The sequence below is a fragment of the Mesorhizobium sp. M8A.F.Ca.ET.165.01.1.1 genome (assembly GCF_004792065.1).
Lineage (GTDB): Bacteria > Pseudomonadota > Alphaproteobacteria > Rhizobiales > Rhizobiaceae > Mesorhizobium.
In genome coordinates this window covers 187,589-202,912 of sequence record NZ_SRTH01000002.1, presented here as the reverse complement: position 1 = coordinate 202,912, position 15,324 = coordinate 187,589, and the positions used below count along the sequence as shown (strand labels likewise).

General features: G+C 63.6%; 15 protein-coding genes. 10 read left to right on the top strand and 5 right to left on the bottom strand.

Annotation, left to right across the window (positions count from 1 at the left end; all coding sequences use genetic code 11):
• Nucleotides 1–74: 74 nt before the first annotated feature.
• The 3 genes from EN808_RS05525 to EN808_RS05515 all read left to right on the top strand — a co-directional run bounded on the left by EN808_RS05525 (nt 75) and on the right by EN808_RS05515 (nt 1,920).
• Complete coding sequence (locus EN808_RS05525) at nt 75–815, top strand: SDR family NAD(P)-dependent oxidoreductase (RefSeq protein WP_127278758.1); 741 nt, start codon at nt 75–77, stop codon at nt 813–815.
• A 78-nt stretch (nt 816–893) separates the two neighbouring features.
• A complete protein-coding gene (locus EN808_RS05520; RefSeq protein ID WP_135863792.1) occupies nt 894–1,532 on the top strand; it encodes a hypothetical protein in 639 nt (212 codons plus the stop codon).
• Nucleotides 1,533–1,701: 169 nt separating this feature from the next.
• On the top strand, nt 1,702–1,920 hold the full coding sequence (locus tag EN808_RS05515) for a hypothetical protein (RefSeq protein WP_127278756.1): 219 nt from the start codon (nt 1,702–1,704) through the stop codon (nt 1,918–1,920).
• 167 nt (nt 1,921–2,087) lie between these two features.
• Here the strand turns inward: EN808_RS05515 and EN808_RS05510 are convergent, their stop codons facing one another.
• On the bottom strand, nt 2,088–2,594 hold the full coding sequence (locus EN808_RS05510) for an OsmC family protein (protein ID WP_127278755.1): 507 nt from the start codon (nt 2,592–2,594) through the stop codon (nt 2,088–2,090).
• Nucleotides 2,595–2,783: 189 nt separating this feature from the next.
• On the opposite strand from EN808_RS05510, the gene EN808_RS05505 reads away from it, so the two are divergent.
• The 3 genes from EN808_RS05505 to EN808_RS05495 all read left to right on the top strand — a co-directional run bounded on the left by EN808_RS05505 (nt 2,784) and on the right by EN808_RS05495 (nt 6,766).
• Nucleotides 2,784–4,301 (top strand): peptidase S10, encoded by a 1,518-nt coding sequence (locus EN808_RS05505; protein ID WP_135915336.1) that lies wholly within the window; start codon nt 2,784–2,786, stop codon nt 4,299–4,301.
• A 183-nt stretch (nt 4,302–4,484) separates the two neighbouring features.
• Nucleotides 4,485–5,591 (top strand): agmatine deiminase, encoded by a 1,107-nt coding sequence (aguA, locus tag EN808_RS05500; protein ID WP_135915335.1) that lies wholly within the window; start codon nt 4,485–4,487, stop codon nt 5,589–5,591.
• A gap of 71 nt (nt 5,592–5,662) precedes the next feature.
• Entirely contained in the window at nt 5,663–6,766 is a 1,104-nt protein-coding gene (locus EN808_RS05495) for a polyamine ABC transporter substrate-binding protein (RefSeq protein ID WP_135915334.1), read from the top strand.
• A gap of 19 nt (nt 6,767–6,785) precedes the next feature.
• Here the strand turns inward: EN808_RS05495 and EN808_RS05490 are convergent, their stop codons facing one another.
• The 3 genes from EN808_RS05490 to EN808_RS05480 all read right to left on the bottom strand — a co-directional run bounded on the left by EN808_RS05490 (nt 6,786) and on the right by EN808_RS05480 (nt 9,115).
• The gene (locus EN808_RS05490) at nt 6,786–7,493 is read right to left on the bottom strand and encodes a LuxR C-terminal-related transcriptional regulator (protein WP_245525035.1); all 708 of its coding nucleotides are present in this window, start codon (nt 7,491–7,493) and stop codon (nt 6,786–6,788) included.
• A 165-nt stretch (nt 7,494–7,658) separates the two neighbouring features.
• Nucleotides 7,659–8,495: a glutathione S-transferase family protein gene (locus tag EN808_RS05485; protein WP_245525034.1), complete on the bottom strand. Its 837-nt coding sequence runs from the start codon at nt 8,493–8,495 to the stop codon at nt 7,659–7,661.
• Nucleotides 8,496–8,533: 38 nt separating this feature from the next.
• Entirely contained in the window at nt 8,534–9,115 is a 582-nt protein-coding gene (locus EN808_RS05480; protein WP_127280777.1) for a VOC family protein, read from the bottom strand.
• A gap of 334 nt (nt 9,116–9,449) precedes the next feature.
• On the opposite strand from EN808_RS05480, the gene EN808_RS05475 reads away from it, so the two are divergent.
• Together EN808_RS05475 and EN808_RS05470 are read left to right on the top strand one after the other, a co-directional pair.
• A complete protein-coding gene (locus EN808_RS05475) occupies nt 9,450–10,337 on the top strand; it encodes a DMT family transporter (protein ID WP_135915331.1) in 888 nt (295 codons plus the stop codon).
• Nucleotides 10,338–10,391: 54 nt separating this feature from the next.
• Nucleotides 10,392–11,300 (top strand): DMT family transporter, encoded by a 909-nt coding sequence (locus EN808_RS05470; protein WP_127871416.1) that lies wholly within the window; start codon nt 10,392–10,394, stop codon nt 11,298–11,300.
• A 167-nt stretch (nt 11,301–11,467) separates the two neighbouring features.
• Here the strand turns inward: EN808_RS05470 and EN808_RS05465 are convergent, their stop codons facing one another.
• A complete protein-coding gene (locus EN808_RS05465) occupies nt 11,468–12,322 on the bottom strand; it encodes a LysR substrate-binding domain-containing protein (RefSeq protein ID WP_135915330.1) in 855 nt (284 codons plus the stop codon).
• Nucleotides 12,323–12,435: 113 nt separating this feature from the next.
• Here EN808_RS05465 and EN808_RS05460 point away from each other — a divergent pair, with 113 nt between their 5' ends.
• Complete coding sequence (locus EN808_RS05460; protein ID WP_127278710.1) at nt 12,436–12,843, top strand: 4-oxalocrotonate tautomerase family protein; 408 nt, start codon at nt 12,436–12,438, stop codon at nt 12,841–12,843.
• A 103-nt stretch (nt 12,844–12,946) separates the two neighbouring features.
• Entirely contained in the window at nt 12,947–15,169 is a 2,223-nt protein-coding gene (locus EN808_RS05455) for an AMP-binding protein (RefSeq protein ID WP_135915329.1), read from the top strand.
• The last annotated feature ends 155 nt before the right edge of the window (nt 15,170–15,324 follow it).

The window sequence follows — 15,324 nt, the reverse complement described above, 5'->3', positions numbered from 1 at the left end:
TTACGCAATTCCGGACGGAAAACCGTTACACACTTTTCCTGGAATTGCTCTAGCCAGAGTTCCGGAAGCATCGCATGACCCTCGACCTTACCGGCCGCGTTGCGGTCGTCACCGGCGCCTCGCGCGGCATCGGCTATTTCATCGCCAGGGAATTGGCGGCCGCCGGCGCCCATGTCATCGCGGTTGCCCGCACTGTCGGCGGGCTGGAAGAACTCGACGACCAGATCAAGGCGGCCGGCGGCCAGGCGACGCTGGTCCCGCTCGATCTCGCCGACATGGCCGGCATCGACCGGTTGGGGGGCGCCATCAACGAGCGCTGGGGCAAGCTCGACATTCTCGTCGCCAATGCCGGCGTGCTTGGCGTCATCTCGCCGATCGGCCATGTCGAGGCCAAGACCTTCGAAAAGGTGATGACCATCAACGTCACCTCGACCTGGCGGCTGATCCGCTCCGTCGACCCGCTGCTGCGGCTTTCGGATGCCGGCCGGGCGATTATCCTGTCTTCCAATGCCGCGCATTCGGCGCGCGCGTTCTGGGCGCCTTACGCGGCATCGAAGGCGGCGGTCGAAACAATGATGCGTTCCTGGGCGCATGAGACGCAAAGCCTGCCGCTGCGCGTCAACGCCGCCGACCCCGGCGCCACGCGCACCGCGATGCGCGCGCAAGCCGTACCCGGTGAGGATCCCGAGACGCTGCCGCACCCCTCCGAGATCGCCAAACGCATCGTGCCGCTGGCCAGCCCGGACCTCAAAGAGACCGGCCTGATCTTCCAGGCCAAGCACAACCGCTTCGTCACCTATCGGCAACCGGAATAAAACTCGGGTTCGAAACGGATTAAAAGAGCCTTCGGCTACGTTCTCCTGACGTAGGACATTCGAAACCGGAGGACCGACATGCGCAGATTCGTTATCGTTGCCGCCGCTCTCACCGCCGCCCTTGGGGCTACAGTCGGTGTGGCTGTTTCCCAAGATACCAAAATGAGCTTCTTCGTCACCAGTGTCGGCTCCGGCAAGGGCGCCGATCTCGGTGGCCTGAAGGGCGCGGACGCCCATTGCGCATCGCTTGCCGAAGCCGCCGGCGTCACCGGCAAGAGCTGGCACGCTTATCTCTCGACCAGCGCCGAGGATGCGCGCGACCGCATCGGCAAGGGGCCTTGGTTCAACGCCAAGGGCGCCAAGATCGCCGATGATGTCGCCTCCCTGCACAGCGACGCCAACGGCATCACCAAGCAGACCGCGCTGAATGAGAAGGGCGAGACGGTCAACGGTCGCGGCGATACTCCCAACCGGCACGATATGCTGACGGGATCCAAGCCTGACGGCACCCGGATCGCCGACCAGACCTGCGGCGACTGGACGATGAGCGGCGCCGAAGGGGCGGCCATGATGGGCCATCACGACCGCACCGGTCTCGACGATTCGGCGGCGGCAAAGTCATGGAATTCCTCGCACGCCTCTCGTGGCGGCTGCAGCCAGGAGGCGCTGAAAGGCACAGGTGGCGACGGCCTGTTCTATTGTTTTGCGACCGACTGAACCGTGGCGTCGGCAACAGGCCAGTCCGAAAATCCGCCGGATGATCACGCGGCTGTGATCTAAGGGAGAAGGGCGCGCGGCGGTCATGCTTTCGTCATTTCGGAGGAGTTGTTAGGATCGGAAGACTCCCACACCAAGCGCCCTGCTGGGGCAGAACAAGGAAAACTCCATGGCTACGACCGCAGCATTGGTCTGGTATCTGGTAATCGCCGGCCCACAGGGCGGCATGGTTGTGCTGCCCAGCACCTTCGACAAGCGCGAACAGTGCGCCGCCGCCATCACCGAGTATCAGAAGCAGCCGACACCCGCGGGCTGGTCCGTGCAGTGCGTGCCGAGCGCCTCGCCCTTCACCGACGAAGGCGACGCCGAAGAGCCGGCAGCTCAGTAAGCATCAGGTATCACTAGAGCAATTCCAGGAAAAGTGTGCAGCGGTTTTCCCGGAAGAAGCGCGTAGCGCTTCCCCTTGGGAATTGCGTAAAAACAAGAAGTTAGAGCGGGTCAGAGATTCTATCAAACTCTGAACCGCTCTAGGCCCGCTGCCGCGGGCCTTGTGATTCATCTCCGCGCGCTCACCGTCAGCTCCGGCTTCTGGTTGATGGTCTGGAACACCACGCAATAGCGCTCGGTCAGCTTCAGCAGCGAATCGATCCGCTCCTGCGGCTCGTCCGTGTCGAGATCGAAACTGAGCCGGATGGCGCGAAAACCGACCGGCGCATCCTTGGCGACACCGAGTGTGCCACGAAAATCAAGGTCGCCTTCGGCTTCAACGGTCGCGGCGCCGAGCTTGAACTCGAGCGCCGTCGCCACCGCCTTCAGCGTCACCCCGGCGCAGGCCACCAGCGCCTCGAGGAGCATGTCGCCGGAGCACAGCTCGAGCCCCGAGCCGCCTGTCGCCGGATGAAGGCCAGCGACGGCAATCGCCCTGCCGGTGTCGACCTTGCAGGCGACCGACTGTTCGTCGATCGAACCCTTCGCTCTCAGCGTGATCAGTGCTTGCGCGGCGTCGTTACGGTAGGCCTGCTTCAGCGGCGCCTGCATGGCCTTGAGTTCGGTCGCGTCCATTTTCGTTCCTTTCGAACGGCTTTCTGTCTTGATAGCACGGTCGTACGGAAGTGTGAGCCAATCCGAGCGACGATCCAAGCTGTCAGGAACCGGTGTCGAGGGGATAGCAGTGGGCTCGCCTTCGTCTATTCCCTTTGACTTCATTCGCCTCGGCCATACCTATGCGGGAGTCGTTCCCGCGGAGGCCTCATGCGTTCCAAGCTGAAACTCGTCTCCCTTGTCCTCGTCATGCTTGCCGGCTTCGCGCGGCCCCTCTTGGCTGAAACGCCAGAGCGGCCAGCGCCCGAGGGTGGTGTGCTGTCGCTGCTGCCCTCACCCGAGATCAGCGACCATTCGATCACCATTGCCGGGCACAGTCTGCGGTACCAGGCAAAGGCCGGCACGCTTCCGCTGCTCTCCGGCAAGGGCGAGGTCACGGCGGAGATTTTCTATGTTGCCTATACGCTGAAACCGCGTGAGGGCACGGCGACGGAAGCACCGCGGCCAATCACCTTCGCGTTCAATGGCGGCCCGGGCGCCGCTTCAGCCTATCTGCATCTCGGCGCGCTTGGACCGCGCATCGTGGCGACCGGAGCCGACGGGGAATTCCTCCCCTCGCCGCAGAAGCTCATCGACAATCCCGACAGCTGGCTCGACATGACCGACCTCGTCTTCGTTGATCCGGTGGGAACCGGCTACAGTCGCGAGGCGCCTGGCCAGGATACGCACGACTTCTGGGGCGTCAGGCAGGACGCCAGTTCTATCGGTGCGTTTATCCGGCTCTATCTTGCCCAAAACAGCCGCATGGGATCCCCGCTGTTCCTCGCCGGTGAGAGCTATGGCGGGTTCCGGGCGGCACTGCTTGCCAGGACGCTGCAGGAAGATATCGGCATCAGCCCAAGCGGCATCGTGCTGATCTCGCCGGCGCTGGAATTCACCCTGGTTCAGCCCGACGAATTCGAGCCGCTGCATTGGGCTCTCGAACTACCCTCCCTCGCCGCGGTTCGCCTGCGTAGTGAAGGTTTCAACGGCGATGCACTGCGGGAAAAGCTCGCCGATATCGAGCATTATGCACTTGGCGAGTACCTCACCGCGCTCGCCAGTGGGCTGGAGCAAGGCGGGCGGCTGGCCAGCGATCGCGTAGCGGAGATCACCGGTCTGCCACTCGACCTCGTTCACCGCAACTTCGCCCGCGTCCCGACCTCGCTCTTCGCAAGGGAGTTTGGCCGTGCCACGGGCAAGGTGCTCAGCCCCTATGACGGTATGATCGCGACGGCGGACATAGCGCCTCAGAGCGCCCGGATCGCCGGTCCCGATCCGGTGCTGGACCGCAGTGTGCCGGCGCTGACCTCGGCCTTTGTCGGCTACGCTCGCGACGAGCTGAACTTTCGCACCGATGTTAGCTACCGCTTACTGAACGACGATATCAGCCACAACTGGGACTATGGGACGAGCGCCTCGCGCCAAGGCTATGCTGGCGTGATGGACGATTTGCAGCGGGCACGCTCCTTGAATCCCGCGCTGGGCGTCGTCATCGTCAACGGCTACACCGATCTCGTCACTCCCTACCTGGCGTCGCGTTATCTGGTCAGCCAGATTCCGTCGCTCGCCGGCGCCAGGCCGATCCGCCTCGACGTCGTTGAAGGTGGACACATGATGTATTTCAAGCCGGACGGCCGACGCGCGCTGAAAGAGGCCGCTTCGGAACTTTACCAGGCGACGCACTAAACAATAGAGACCCCGCAATTTCGGGCAACCTAGGCCCGGGGCCAATGGTGCTGGCCCCAGCCGAACGCAGGCCAGGGGACTGGCGCAGTGATCAAGCTATCCCAAATGGGACATTGACGAACAAGGCCCCAAAACCTTCTGATCCGGGAAAGTTTCGTCGTTCCATTTTCCGGCAGTCCCACAATGTCACATACGCTCTCGACCACACCGAGACAGGATGGGTTTCGCGCTCCTGGCGAATTCGAACCCAAATCAGGCTGCTGGCTGATCTGGCCGGAGCGGCCGGACACCTGGCGCCAGGGCGCCAAGCCCGCCCAGAAGCTGTTCGCCGACGTCGCCGCCGCGATCGCGCAAAGCGAACCCGTGACCGTGGCGGCATCCAGCCGCCAATGGCGGAACGCCAGAGCGCGCTTGCCCGCCGAGGTGCGCGTCGTGGAGATGTCCACCAACGATTCCTGGCTGCGCGACAGCGGCCCCAATTTCGTCGTCAACGACCAAGGCGGCGTGCGCGGCGTCGATTGGATCTTCAACGCCTATGGCGGGTTTGACGGCGGCCTCTACTCGCCTTGGGATCTCGATGACCTTGCCGCACAAAAAGTGCTCGAGATCGAGAGGATGGACCGCTACCGCGCGCCGCTGATCGCGGAGGGCGGCGGCCTGCAATGCGATGGCCAGGGAACGCTGGTGACGACCGAGCAATGCCTGCTCAATCGAAATCGCAACGCCCAACTCGGCAAAGCCGAGGTGGAGAGCCGGCTTGGCGACTATCTCCGCGTCGACGACATCATCTGGCTGCCGCGTGGCTTTGCTTTCGACGAGACGGATGGTCATGTCGACGATCTCTGTTGCTTCGTTCGTCCGGGCGTCGTGGCGCTGAGCTGGACCGACGAGCGGAGCGACCCGCAATATGAGATCGTGCGCGAAGCCGAAGAGGTGCTGCGTTCGGCCCGTGACGCGCGTGGCCGCAGCCTGGAGGTTCATCGGCTGCACCATCCCCTGCCGATCGAAATGACGGCCGAGGAAAGCGAGGGCTTGGACCGGGTCGATTCGACCTGGGCGCGGCCAACGGGCAACCGGATCGCGGCGAGTTACATCAACTACTATCCGGGCAACAGCGTCGTGGTGGTGCCGGAGTTCGGCTGCGATCTCGACCGGAAGGCAAAGCAACAGCTGGCCACGCTGTTCCCCGACCACAAGATCGTCGGCATCGAGAACTCCCGCGAAATTCTGCTCGGCGGCGGCAATGTCGCCTGTATCACCTTACCCGTTTATGCGCCGCAGCGGCGTTGAGCGGCAAGCGTGCCGAAAGTGAAATTGGAACGGTGCGCCGCATCGGCCGCACCCGCGAAAGGAGGACACCCATGCGCTCCCTGCTCATCCCAATCCTGAGCGCCGCGCTTGCCTGCGGCATCTGCTTCGGCGGCGCCCGGGCGGACGACGAGAAGGTCGTCAACGTCTACAACTGGTCCGACTATATCGCGCCGGACACGGCTGAGAAGTTCGAGAAGGAGACAGGTATCAAGGTCCGCTACGATGTCTATGACGGCAACGAGGTCCTTGAGACGAAACTGCTCACCGGCGGCTCGGGGTATGACGTGGTGTATCCCTCGGCCTTTCCGTTTCTGAAGAACCAGGTGAAGGCGGGCGCTTTCCTGCCACTCGACGGATCGAAGCTTTCAAACCACTCGAAAATCGATCCGCAAGCCTTGTCGCTGATCGCGGGCGCGGATCCGCAGAACCTGCACGCAGTGCCTTACATGGCCGTCACGGACGGCATCGGCTACAATGTCGCTGCCATCAAGCAACGGATGCCGGACGCGCCGACAGATTCGTTCGCCATGGTCTTCGACGTCGACGTCGTCAAGAAATTCTCCGATTGCGGCGTCGCCATGATCGATGCCCCGGCGGAGATCATTCCGATGGCCATGAACTATCTCCATATCGACCCCAGGTCGACCAGTCCGGACGACCTCGCCAAGGTTGAAGAACTGATGGGCACGGTGCGGCCTTATATCCGTTACTTCCACTCGTCGAAATACATCAACGACCTGGCGAATGGCGACATCTGTGTCGTGCTGGGCTGGTCGGGCGACATATTGCAGGCGAAGACCCGCGCGGCGGAATCCGCGAAGAAGCTGGAGATTGCCTATTCCATTCCCAGGGAAGGCACGCTGATAAACTTCGATACGATGGCGGTGCCGAAGGATGCGCCGCATCCGGAGAATGCCCAGGCCTGGATCGATTTCAACTTGCGGCCCGACATAGCGGCGGCCAATTCCAGCTATGTTTCCTATGCCAATGCGATCCCGGAATCCCTGCCGCTGATGGATCAGGCCGTCGCCAAGGATCCCGGCGTTTTCCCACCCGATGACGTAAAGGCCAAGCTGTTCGTGGTCGAGAACAACGATGCAAAGCTGCTGCGCCTGCAGAACCGCATGTGGACACGCGTCGTGACGGGACAGTGAAGCTGGCAAAACGACACCGTCAGGTGCGCGGAGCCTCCCAGCCGGCGGCCAGCAACTCGACCTGGGAGTGCACACCGAGCTTGCGGTAGACCTGCTTGATGTGGTTGCGCACGGTGCCGGGTGAAATCGACAGGTTTCGCGCGATCGTCTTGGCGCTGCCGCCCTCGATCAGCAGCCGCGCGATCTGCCTTTCCCGGGCGCTGAGTTGCGACCCCGCGGCTTCGAGTGCGGACCCCTTGTCCCGAAGGCGGCACAAATGAAGCAGCCTTTGCAGAATGAGCTTCGTCGCGCTGCTCGCCGCGCCGGCCACGGCCAGATCATGCTCGCCAAAACGCGGTGCGCCGTTGCGGCGCAGAAAGGTCACATAGCCGGCCGTCAGTCCGTCGAGATTGAAGACGCCCGTTATTTCATCGAAGCTGCCGGAGGGCCGGTAGAATTCGCGATAATAGGGCGTGCGCTGGAAATCGCCGTGGCTGAGAGCCGACAAGGGCAGCAGGAAATCCTGTCTGGTGCTGGCGAACCTCTGAAAGAAGGGATCCTGGCGATAGATGCGCGCATCATAGTCGCGGTTCCAGCGATCGGGTCCGGCATCGTCGATGGTCAGGGACGTTATATCGCGACGATAGAAGCCAACATAGACACGATCCGAGCCAAGCAGCACGCCTGCCGCCGCGCTGAAGCGCGCCGACAAGTCTTCGGGCGTTGCCGCCAGGGCCGCGGCGGCCACGCCACCGCTCCAGCGTTCAAGCCGGTCGAGAGAAAAATTCGACTGCATCCGCGCCCAGACTAACGCAAGCCCCGCCAACTTCAAGCTGGCAGGGAACCGTGACGCCACCGGTGAAATCAGTCGGTGGCTGCTTCCGCAGCTCACCGCCCCATCGACGGCTTGGAATCACGCCTTGGCCTGCGACCTCACATGGGCGATGTAGCCGCGCACGTCGCCGGCAGGGCCGGCATAGGCCTTGCCGAGCTTCTTCTCCATCGCCGCCATGTATTCCTTCGCCCATTTGGGCAGGGCGTAGTCGATGACGGCGAGGAATTCGAGGGTCGCCGCCAGGCGGATGTCGGCGATCGACGGGTTCTTGCCACCGATGAACGGCTTGCCGTCGCGGAAGAAGGAATGGAAGACCTCGAGCGGTTCGGCAATGGCGGCGACCGCCGCCTTCTGTGCCTCCGATTTCCTGTCCGGATGGGCGTCGCTGTGACCGACCTCGCCGGCATATTGCGGGAAGCCGAGCGCGGGATAGGTGGCGCGCGCCACATAGGGATAGAGCGTGCCGATCAGATAGAACATGGCGCTGTCTATCATTGCCCGCTTGGCTGGCGCCTTGGGGTAGAATTTCTCCAACCCATGCTTGTTGGAAAGATATTGCATGATGGCACAGCTCTCCCAAAGCACGCCGCGCGGCAGGCCCTTGTCCTCGATCATCGGCGTCAGATGGGCCGGATTGCGCGCCATGTATTCCGGCGAGCGCGTGAGCCCCCACGCATCGGTCTCCGCATGGTCGAGCCCGGCGGCGCGGGCAAAGACGCGAACGGTCATGTTGTTGACGCTCGGCTTCAGCATGCTGATGGTCAGCGCCGGTTTCTTTGCCGGTTTCGCCTTGGCCTTGGCCACCGTCTTGCCGGCGGCTGCCCTTGACGCCGTCTTGGCCGCTGGTTTGGCGGCGGCTTTTGCCGCCGGTTTTGACGCTGGTTTGCCCACCTGCTTGCTTGCGCTCTTCGTCATTGCCTTTGCCACATATTCCTCCCTTGCCTGTTCAGCGCTCAATATGGATTTTTGGGTGCCCGGTCGGCCGACAATGTCGCGCGCGCGCGTTCCACCAGAGCCTGGATGGCGTCAGCCAGATGCACTTCGGCGATGTTGTAGTCGCCACGCGCGACGCGAAGCCTGTGCGCCTCCATCAGCACGTCGGCATGGGTGAAGCCCGCAGGCGGCTCGAAACGATAGGAGGCAAGCTCGATCAGCAGGCCGAGCGGGTCCTCGAAATAGATCGAATCCATGAAGCCGCGATCCTTGACGCCGCTGTGCTTGATGGCGCGCTCGTCGAGCCGGGCGACCGCCTGCAGGAAGGTGACCCGCGACACCGAAAAGGCGATGTGATGAACGCAGCCCGGGTCGGTTGGGGTGCGGCGCTTCACGGCCGTGCGGGTCTCGTCGGTGAAGATGGTGATCAGCCGGCCGTCGCCCGGGTCGAAATACAGATGGCTTTCGGTCGGCTTGTCGAGGTTGGGCTGCTCGAAGATGAAAGGCATGCCCAGCACACCTTCCCAGAAATCGATCGAGGTCTGACGGCCGGCACCGACCAGCGTGATGTGATGGACGCCTTGCGACTGCAGTTTCCGCATCGGCCTTCTCCCCCGAAATATCCGCTCTGACATAGGCGGCCCGTCAGGCCGCGCCTGCGCATGCTACATCTGGCATGAGCTGAGCGCCAATTCGCTGTCCGTTCCCCGGCGTTCCGCGCGCCGCCCTTCTCAGGCTTTATGCGACGATGCTAAACCAATCAGCCGGGCCGCGCCAGAAGCCGCATCCGGGACAGGCTGTATTTCGCGCCGCCGCCCCCTGCCCCAAAGGCAAGCGCGGTGCTGGAGCAGCGTCGTGCCGGATTTCGCCCGTATAGCTGGCAGAGCGGAGCCGACAGGGGCCGGAGCCGCCCTCACACAAGCAGGCGCATGCCTTATGGCCGATATCGCCATTCTCGATACACGCGAAAGAGTTCTCGCCGGCATCTTTTTGACCGGCGCCGCCTACTTGCTGTTTTCGACGCAGGATGCCTCGATCAAGCTGCTGGTTGCCGGCATGAGCGTCTGGCAGATCATGTTCTTTCGCAGCATCACAATTCTTGGTGCCTGCGCGGCCATCGGCGGGCGGCGGCTGTTTACCGATACCGTGCGCTCGCCGATTGTGTTGCCAATGCTGGTGCGCAGCGCCTTCACGCTTGCCGCCTGGCTTTGCTATTACAATGCCGCCCGCAGCCTGCAGCTCGCCGAACTGACCACCGTCTATTACGCGGCCCCGATCATCGTCACCGTGCTTTCGGTGGTCCTGCTCGGCGAAAAGGTGCCTGTTTTGCGCTGGCTGGCGGTTCTGATCGGCTTTGCCGGTGTCTTTGTCGCCTGCGATCCCGGCCATCTCGGCCTTTCGGTACCCGTGTTGCTGGTGCTGACGGCGGCCTTCCTGTGGGGCATCGCCATCGTGCTGCTGCGCAAGACGGCCCTTGCCGAGCGCTCGATGATCCAGCTCCTCCTCAACAATTTCAACTTCCTGGTGTTTTCGGCGGTGCCGGCTTTGTTGTGGTGGCATACGCCGGACCCGACACAATTGCTGCTTCTTGCCAGCGTCGGCGCACTCGGCGGCCTGGCGCAATATCTTCTCTTCGAAGGCATGAAGCGGACGCCGGCATCGATCCTGGCGCCCCTCGAATACACCTCCCTGATGTGGGCGTTCGCGCTCGGCTTCGCGATCTGGGGCGACGTGCCACGCCGCGAGGTTTTTCTGGGTGCTGCCCTTATCGTCGCCGCCGGCCTGCTGATCGTCGGCGGCGAGCATTTTCGCAAGAGGCTCTGATGGTCAATGTTGCTGACGCTACGATGTCAGGATGGAGTGGCGTAGTCTCGCGGCATGACTGATGTGACAGCCACCACCGACACTATCGCCGAGCGCACGCTGGGCATCATCCTCGTGTCATCCTCGGCGGCTGTATTCGGGCTGACCGGTGTGCTGACCAAGTCGATCCATGCCGATCCGCTGACGATCACCTGCTGGCGCGGCTTTGTCGGCGCGATCCTGATCAGCCTTTACGTGCTGTGGCGCCGCCACCGTGCCGGCAACCGCGAACCGCTGCGGCTTGGCTGGCGCGGCTGGCTGCTGGCGGTGGAAGGCGCGCTGGCCAGCATCGCCTTCATTTCGGCGTTCAAGTTCACTTTCGTCGCCAATGTCGCGGTGATCTACGCGACCTCGCCCTTCATTGCCGCCGTGCTGGCCTGGATGCTGGTGCGCGAGCCGTTCCGCCTGCAGACCATGGTGGCGGCGGCCGTGTCGCTGTGCGGGGTTGCCATCATGGTGTGGTCGGGTTTCGGTACCGGCAATCTGTTCGGCGACGGACTGGCGCTGCTGATGACGGCCGGCAGCGCGCTCTACATGATCATGGTGCGCGCGTTCCGCGACACGCCGGCGGTGTGGGCCGGCGCGGTCTCCGCCTTCCTGTTGTTCATACTCGGCTGGTTCGTCACCGATCCCCTGGCGGTCTCGGCAAGGGACGCGGTTCTGCTTGCCACGTTCGGCGCATCCTTCGCGCTGGCTTCGATCCTGTGGACAGAAGGCTCGCGGCTCATCCCGGCGCCTGAATCCGGCCTGCTCGGCTCGGCGGAAGTGCCGTTCGCGATCCTGTTTGCATTTCTGTTCCTGGCCGAAATACCCCCGGTGGCGAGCTTGGTCGGCGGCGCGATCGTGCTCTGTGCCGTCTTTGCCCACGCCGGCCGCGACTGGCTGATGGCACGTTCGCAACGCCCGGCATCAAATATTTCCTAAAAAAAAATTTCAAAGTCACGGAACCATCGCCGTGCTCAGACATTATTGGTGCGACGGGCCACCCCCCAAGTCCCCCCAAACCCCTCGGCCCGTCCCACTCCCAAGCCGACCGCAAGGTCGGCTTTTTCTTTGCCAAAAGGCTGTGACGGAATGCGGCCTTTTAGAAATCAACCGGAGAGAGCCAGGTTGTCACCCAGCAGCGCCGCCAGATCGCCCGCGGACGCATCGGCGCCGGCGCGCAGCCGGATCGCGAACTCAGCCATCGGCACCTGCGGCAGGCCAAGCTCGCGCGGTGCTTCGACAATGCCGGAATGGGCAAAGCGGGGGGTTCGCAAGGTCAGCGCCACGCCGGCATTCACCGCAGTGCGCAGTCCGGCAAGGCTGGCGCTGCCGGCGGCGATGCGATAGCGGCGGCCTGCGGCATCGAGCGCGGCGAGTGCCGCTTCGCGGAACCCGCAATAGGGATCAAGTAGCGCCAACGGCAATTCTTCCTGCCGCGAGGCCAGCCCCTTGCTCGAACACAGCCATATCATCGGCTCGCGCAGCACGCCGACTTCATCCGGCACCGCGGTCTGGCGCATGACGATCGCCAGATCGAGGCTGCCGGCCTGCAGCGCCTGCGCCAGTTCGGCGGAGCGGCCGACCCGCAGTTCGATCCTGACGCGCGGATGGCTGGAAGCGAAGGCTCGCAGCAGGTCCGGCAGGCCGCTATCGGCGAAATCCTGTGTCGTGCCTATGGCGACGCGCCCGGCAGCGCGTGCGCCTTTCAGCGCCAGCCACGCCTCGCGATGCACGGCAAGAATGCGCCTGGCATGGCCGACGAGGTCCTCGCCTGCCGGCGTCAGGCCGCGCCCCCTGCCCTGAGGCGCCAGAAGCGGCTCGCCGACGATCTCCTCCAGCCGCTGCATCTGGGCCGTCACCGCCGACGGCGACCGGCCGACATTAGCGGCTGCCTGCGCCAGCGAACCGCTGTCGACGAAGGCAAGGAAGGTTCTGAGCAGGTCGGGATCGAGCGTTTCCATAATTCGATATTATCGAATCTTTGATTGAAAACAATTCGATTTTTTTGATTCCAAGATGATGGCATGGTCTCTCCAACGGCGACCGACGCCGCTAGAAACCAAGGAGAAGAAAAATGCCCATCATCAATGTCAGCGTCACCGGCAAGCCAGATGCCACCCTGTCCGCCAGCATCGCCAGGGAAGTAACCGAGATCACCGCCACGCATCTGCGCAAGGATCCGACTATCACCGCGGTGGCCGTGTCCTATCTCGATCCGCAGCACTGGTTCGCCGGCGGCAAGTCGCTCGCCGAGCACGGCACCAACACGTTCTGGCTCGACATCAAGGTGGTCGACGGCACCAACACCAAGCTCGAACTGGAAGCCTATCTCAAGGCGATCTTCGAAGCCTTTGGTCGCCTGCTTGGCGGCGTGCACCAGGAAAGCTATGCTTTCGTGCACGAGGTCCCGGCAGCCGCCTATGGCTATGGCGGCAAGACGCAGGAGTTCCGTTTCATCAGTGGGCGGCTGAAGGCGGCGTGAGGCGGCCCCTTCCGCATTGACCTTGCCTCGACTTCCGCTAGGCTCTGCCCTCGAAGCGGCCTCACAAGAGCCGCGATGACAGAACCGTTGGGAGAGACGCGGCATGATCCTGACACTGGCGCTGCTTGCGGGCCTGGTCGTGGCATGGCTGCTGATCGGGGCGGTGGAGAAATTCCGCCTCGACCTGCGTTTCACGCAGGCGCTGCTCTACGTGCCGTTCAAACTCGCCTACCGGATCAGCGACAATCGCATCAGGGTCGCCCGCAAGGCGCAGGTGCCGGTCATCTATGTCATCTCGCACCAGTCGCGCTTCGAGCCGGCACTGATGCTTTCGCTGCTGCCGGACGACACGCTGCATATACTCGACGAGGTCTCGGCGCGCTCGCCATGGCTCGAGCCCTGGCGCGAACTCGGCCGCACCATTGCTTTCAACGCCGAACATGTCTTCGTCAGCCGCCGGCTGGTGCGCGTGCTGAAGGGCAAGGGCCGGCTGGCCGTCTATCTGCCCGATGCGGTCGAGCCCGACGTCAAGACGTTTCGGCTGTTTCGCGCCGTCACCCGCATCGCCATGCAGGCCGATGCCCGCATCGTGCCGATCTTTGTCGCCGGTGCACGCAGCCTGCCGGTCTCGCTGACGCCGGCGGACAAGGCACCGCGTCACTGGTTTCCACGGCTGGCGATCAGTGTCCTGGAGCCAATGACGGTCGCCGAACTGGTGGCGCGCAACCCGGACCAGGCCTCGAACACCAATGCGCTGTTCGACCGTGTCGCCGAGGCCCGGCTTTTCGGCACCGACCTCGACCGCGGCCTGTTCCTGGCCATGCGCGACGCCGCCGACCGCGTCGGCGCCTCGCACACCATCATCGAAGATGTCATCTCGGGGCCCTTGAGCTACCGCAAGATGTTCATCGGCGCACGGGTGCTGGGCAGGCGCTTCGAGGCGGTGACGGCGCCGGGCGAAGCGGTGGGGGTGATGCTGCCCAACGCCAATGGCGTCGTGCTGTCGCTCGTCGGCCTTCTCTCGGCGGGCCGGGTGGCGGCAATGATCAACTACACGGCCGGGCCGGCAAGCGTCACCGCAGCGATACGGACGGCCGTCATCCGCACCGTTGTCTCTTCGCGTGCCTTTGTCGAGAAGGCCGATCTCGCCGATATCGTCGCCGCGGCCGAAACGGGCGGCGCCCGGCTGCTGTGGCTGGAAGATGTGCGGACCAGCGTCACCACGCTGGACAAGCTTGCCGCCGCCTTGCTGTGGCGCCTGCCGCTGCAACGGCAGGACGCGGCCAGGCCGGGCGTGACCCTCTTCACCTCGGGTTCGGAAGGCACGCCGAAGGCGGTCGTTCTGTCGCAAAAGAACCTTCTCGCCAATGCCATGCAGGCCGAGGCGCGGATCACCATTTCGCCGGCGGACATCCTGCTCAACGTGCTGCCGGTGTTCCATTCCTTCGGCCTGACGGGTGGCACCATCCTGCCGCTGGTCACCGGGGTAAAACTGTTCCTCTATCCCTCGCCTCTCCACTACAAGATCATCCCCGAGATCGCGCGCAAGGTGAAACCGACCATCATGTTCGGCACCGACACGTTTCTCGCCAACTATGCGCGCACTGCCAAGGACGGGGATTTTTCCAGCCTGCGCTTCGTCGTTGCCGGCGCCGAGGCGGTGAAGCCGGACACCCGCCGCACCTATCGTGAACGCTTCCAGGCCGAGATCATCGAGGGCTTCGGGCTGACCGAGGCAGCGCCCGTGGTTGCCGTCAACACCGCGATCCACGGCCGCGACGGCACGGTCGGGCGGTTGCTGCCGGCCATCCGCATGAAGCTGGAGCCGGTCGAAGGCATCAATGATGCCGGCCAGTTGTGGCTCGACGGGCCGAACATGATGATGGGCTACATGACCGCGGACCGCCCCGGCGAACTGCAGCCGCTGACCGGCTGGCACGACACGGGCGACATCGTCGCCGTTGACCGCGAAGGCTTCATCACCATTCGTGGCCGCGCCAAGCGCTTCGCCAAGATCGCCGGCGAGATGGTGTCGCTGGGCGCTGTGGAGATGCTGGTGCAGTCGCTGTGGCCGGAAGAACACCATGCGGCGGTGGCGGTGCCGGACAAGAGGCGGGGCGAGCGCATCGTGCTGGTCACCACCGCAGACGAAGCAAGCGCCGAAGAGTTGCGACAGTTCGGCAAAAAGGCCGGTGCGGCCGAACTGATGGTGCCCAACGACATCGTCAAGGTCGAGGAAATCCCGGTGCTCGGTTCGGGCAAGACCGACTATGTATCGACCAGGAAACTGGCGATCGACCGGCTGGGGCTTGGCGTGGCGGCTTAGTGCCACCTACGCCCCTTTCGAGGCCCGCTGTCGTCTTCGCATGACCAAGGACCGCGCCATCCTGCCGCAGCGATTCAGATGGACAAATCTAAGGTGAGAGAGTATTCACTCACTAAGGCAGGCTGAGCATGCATATTTCTGCCAGCGCGACATGA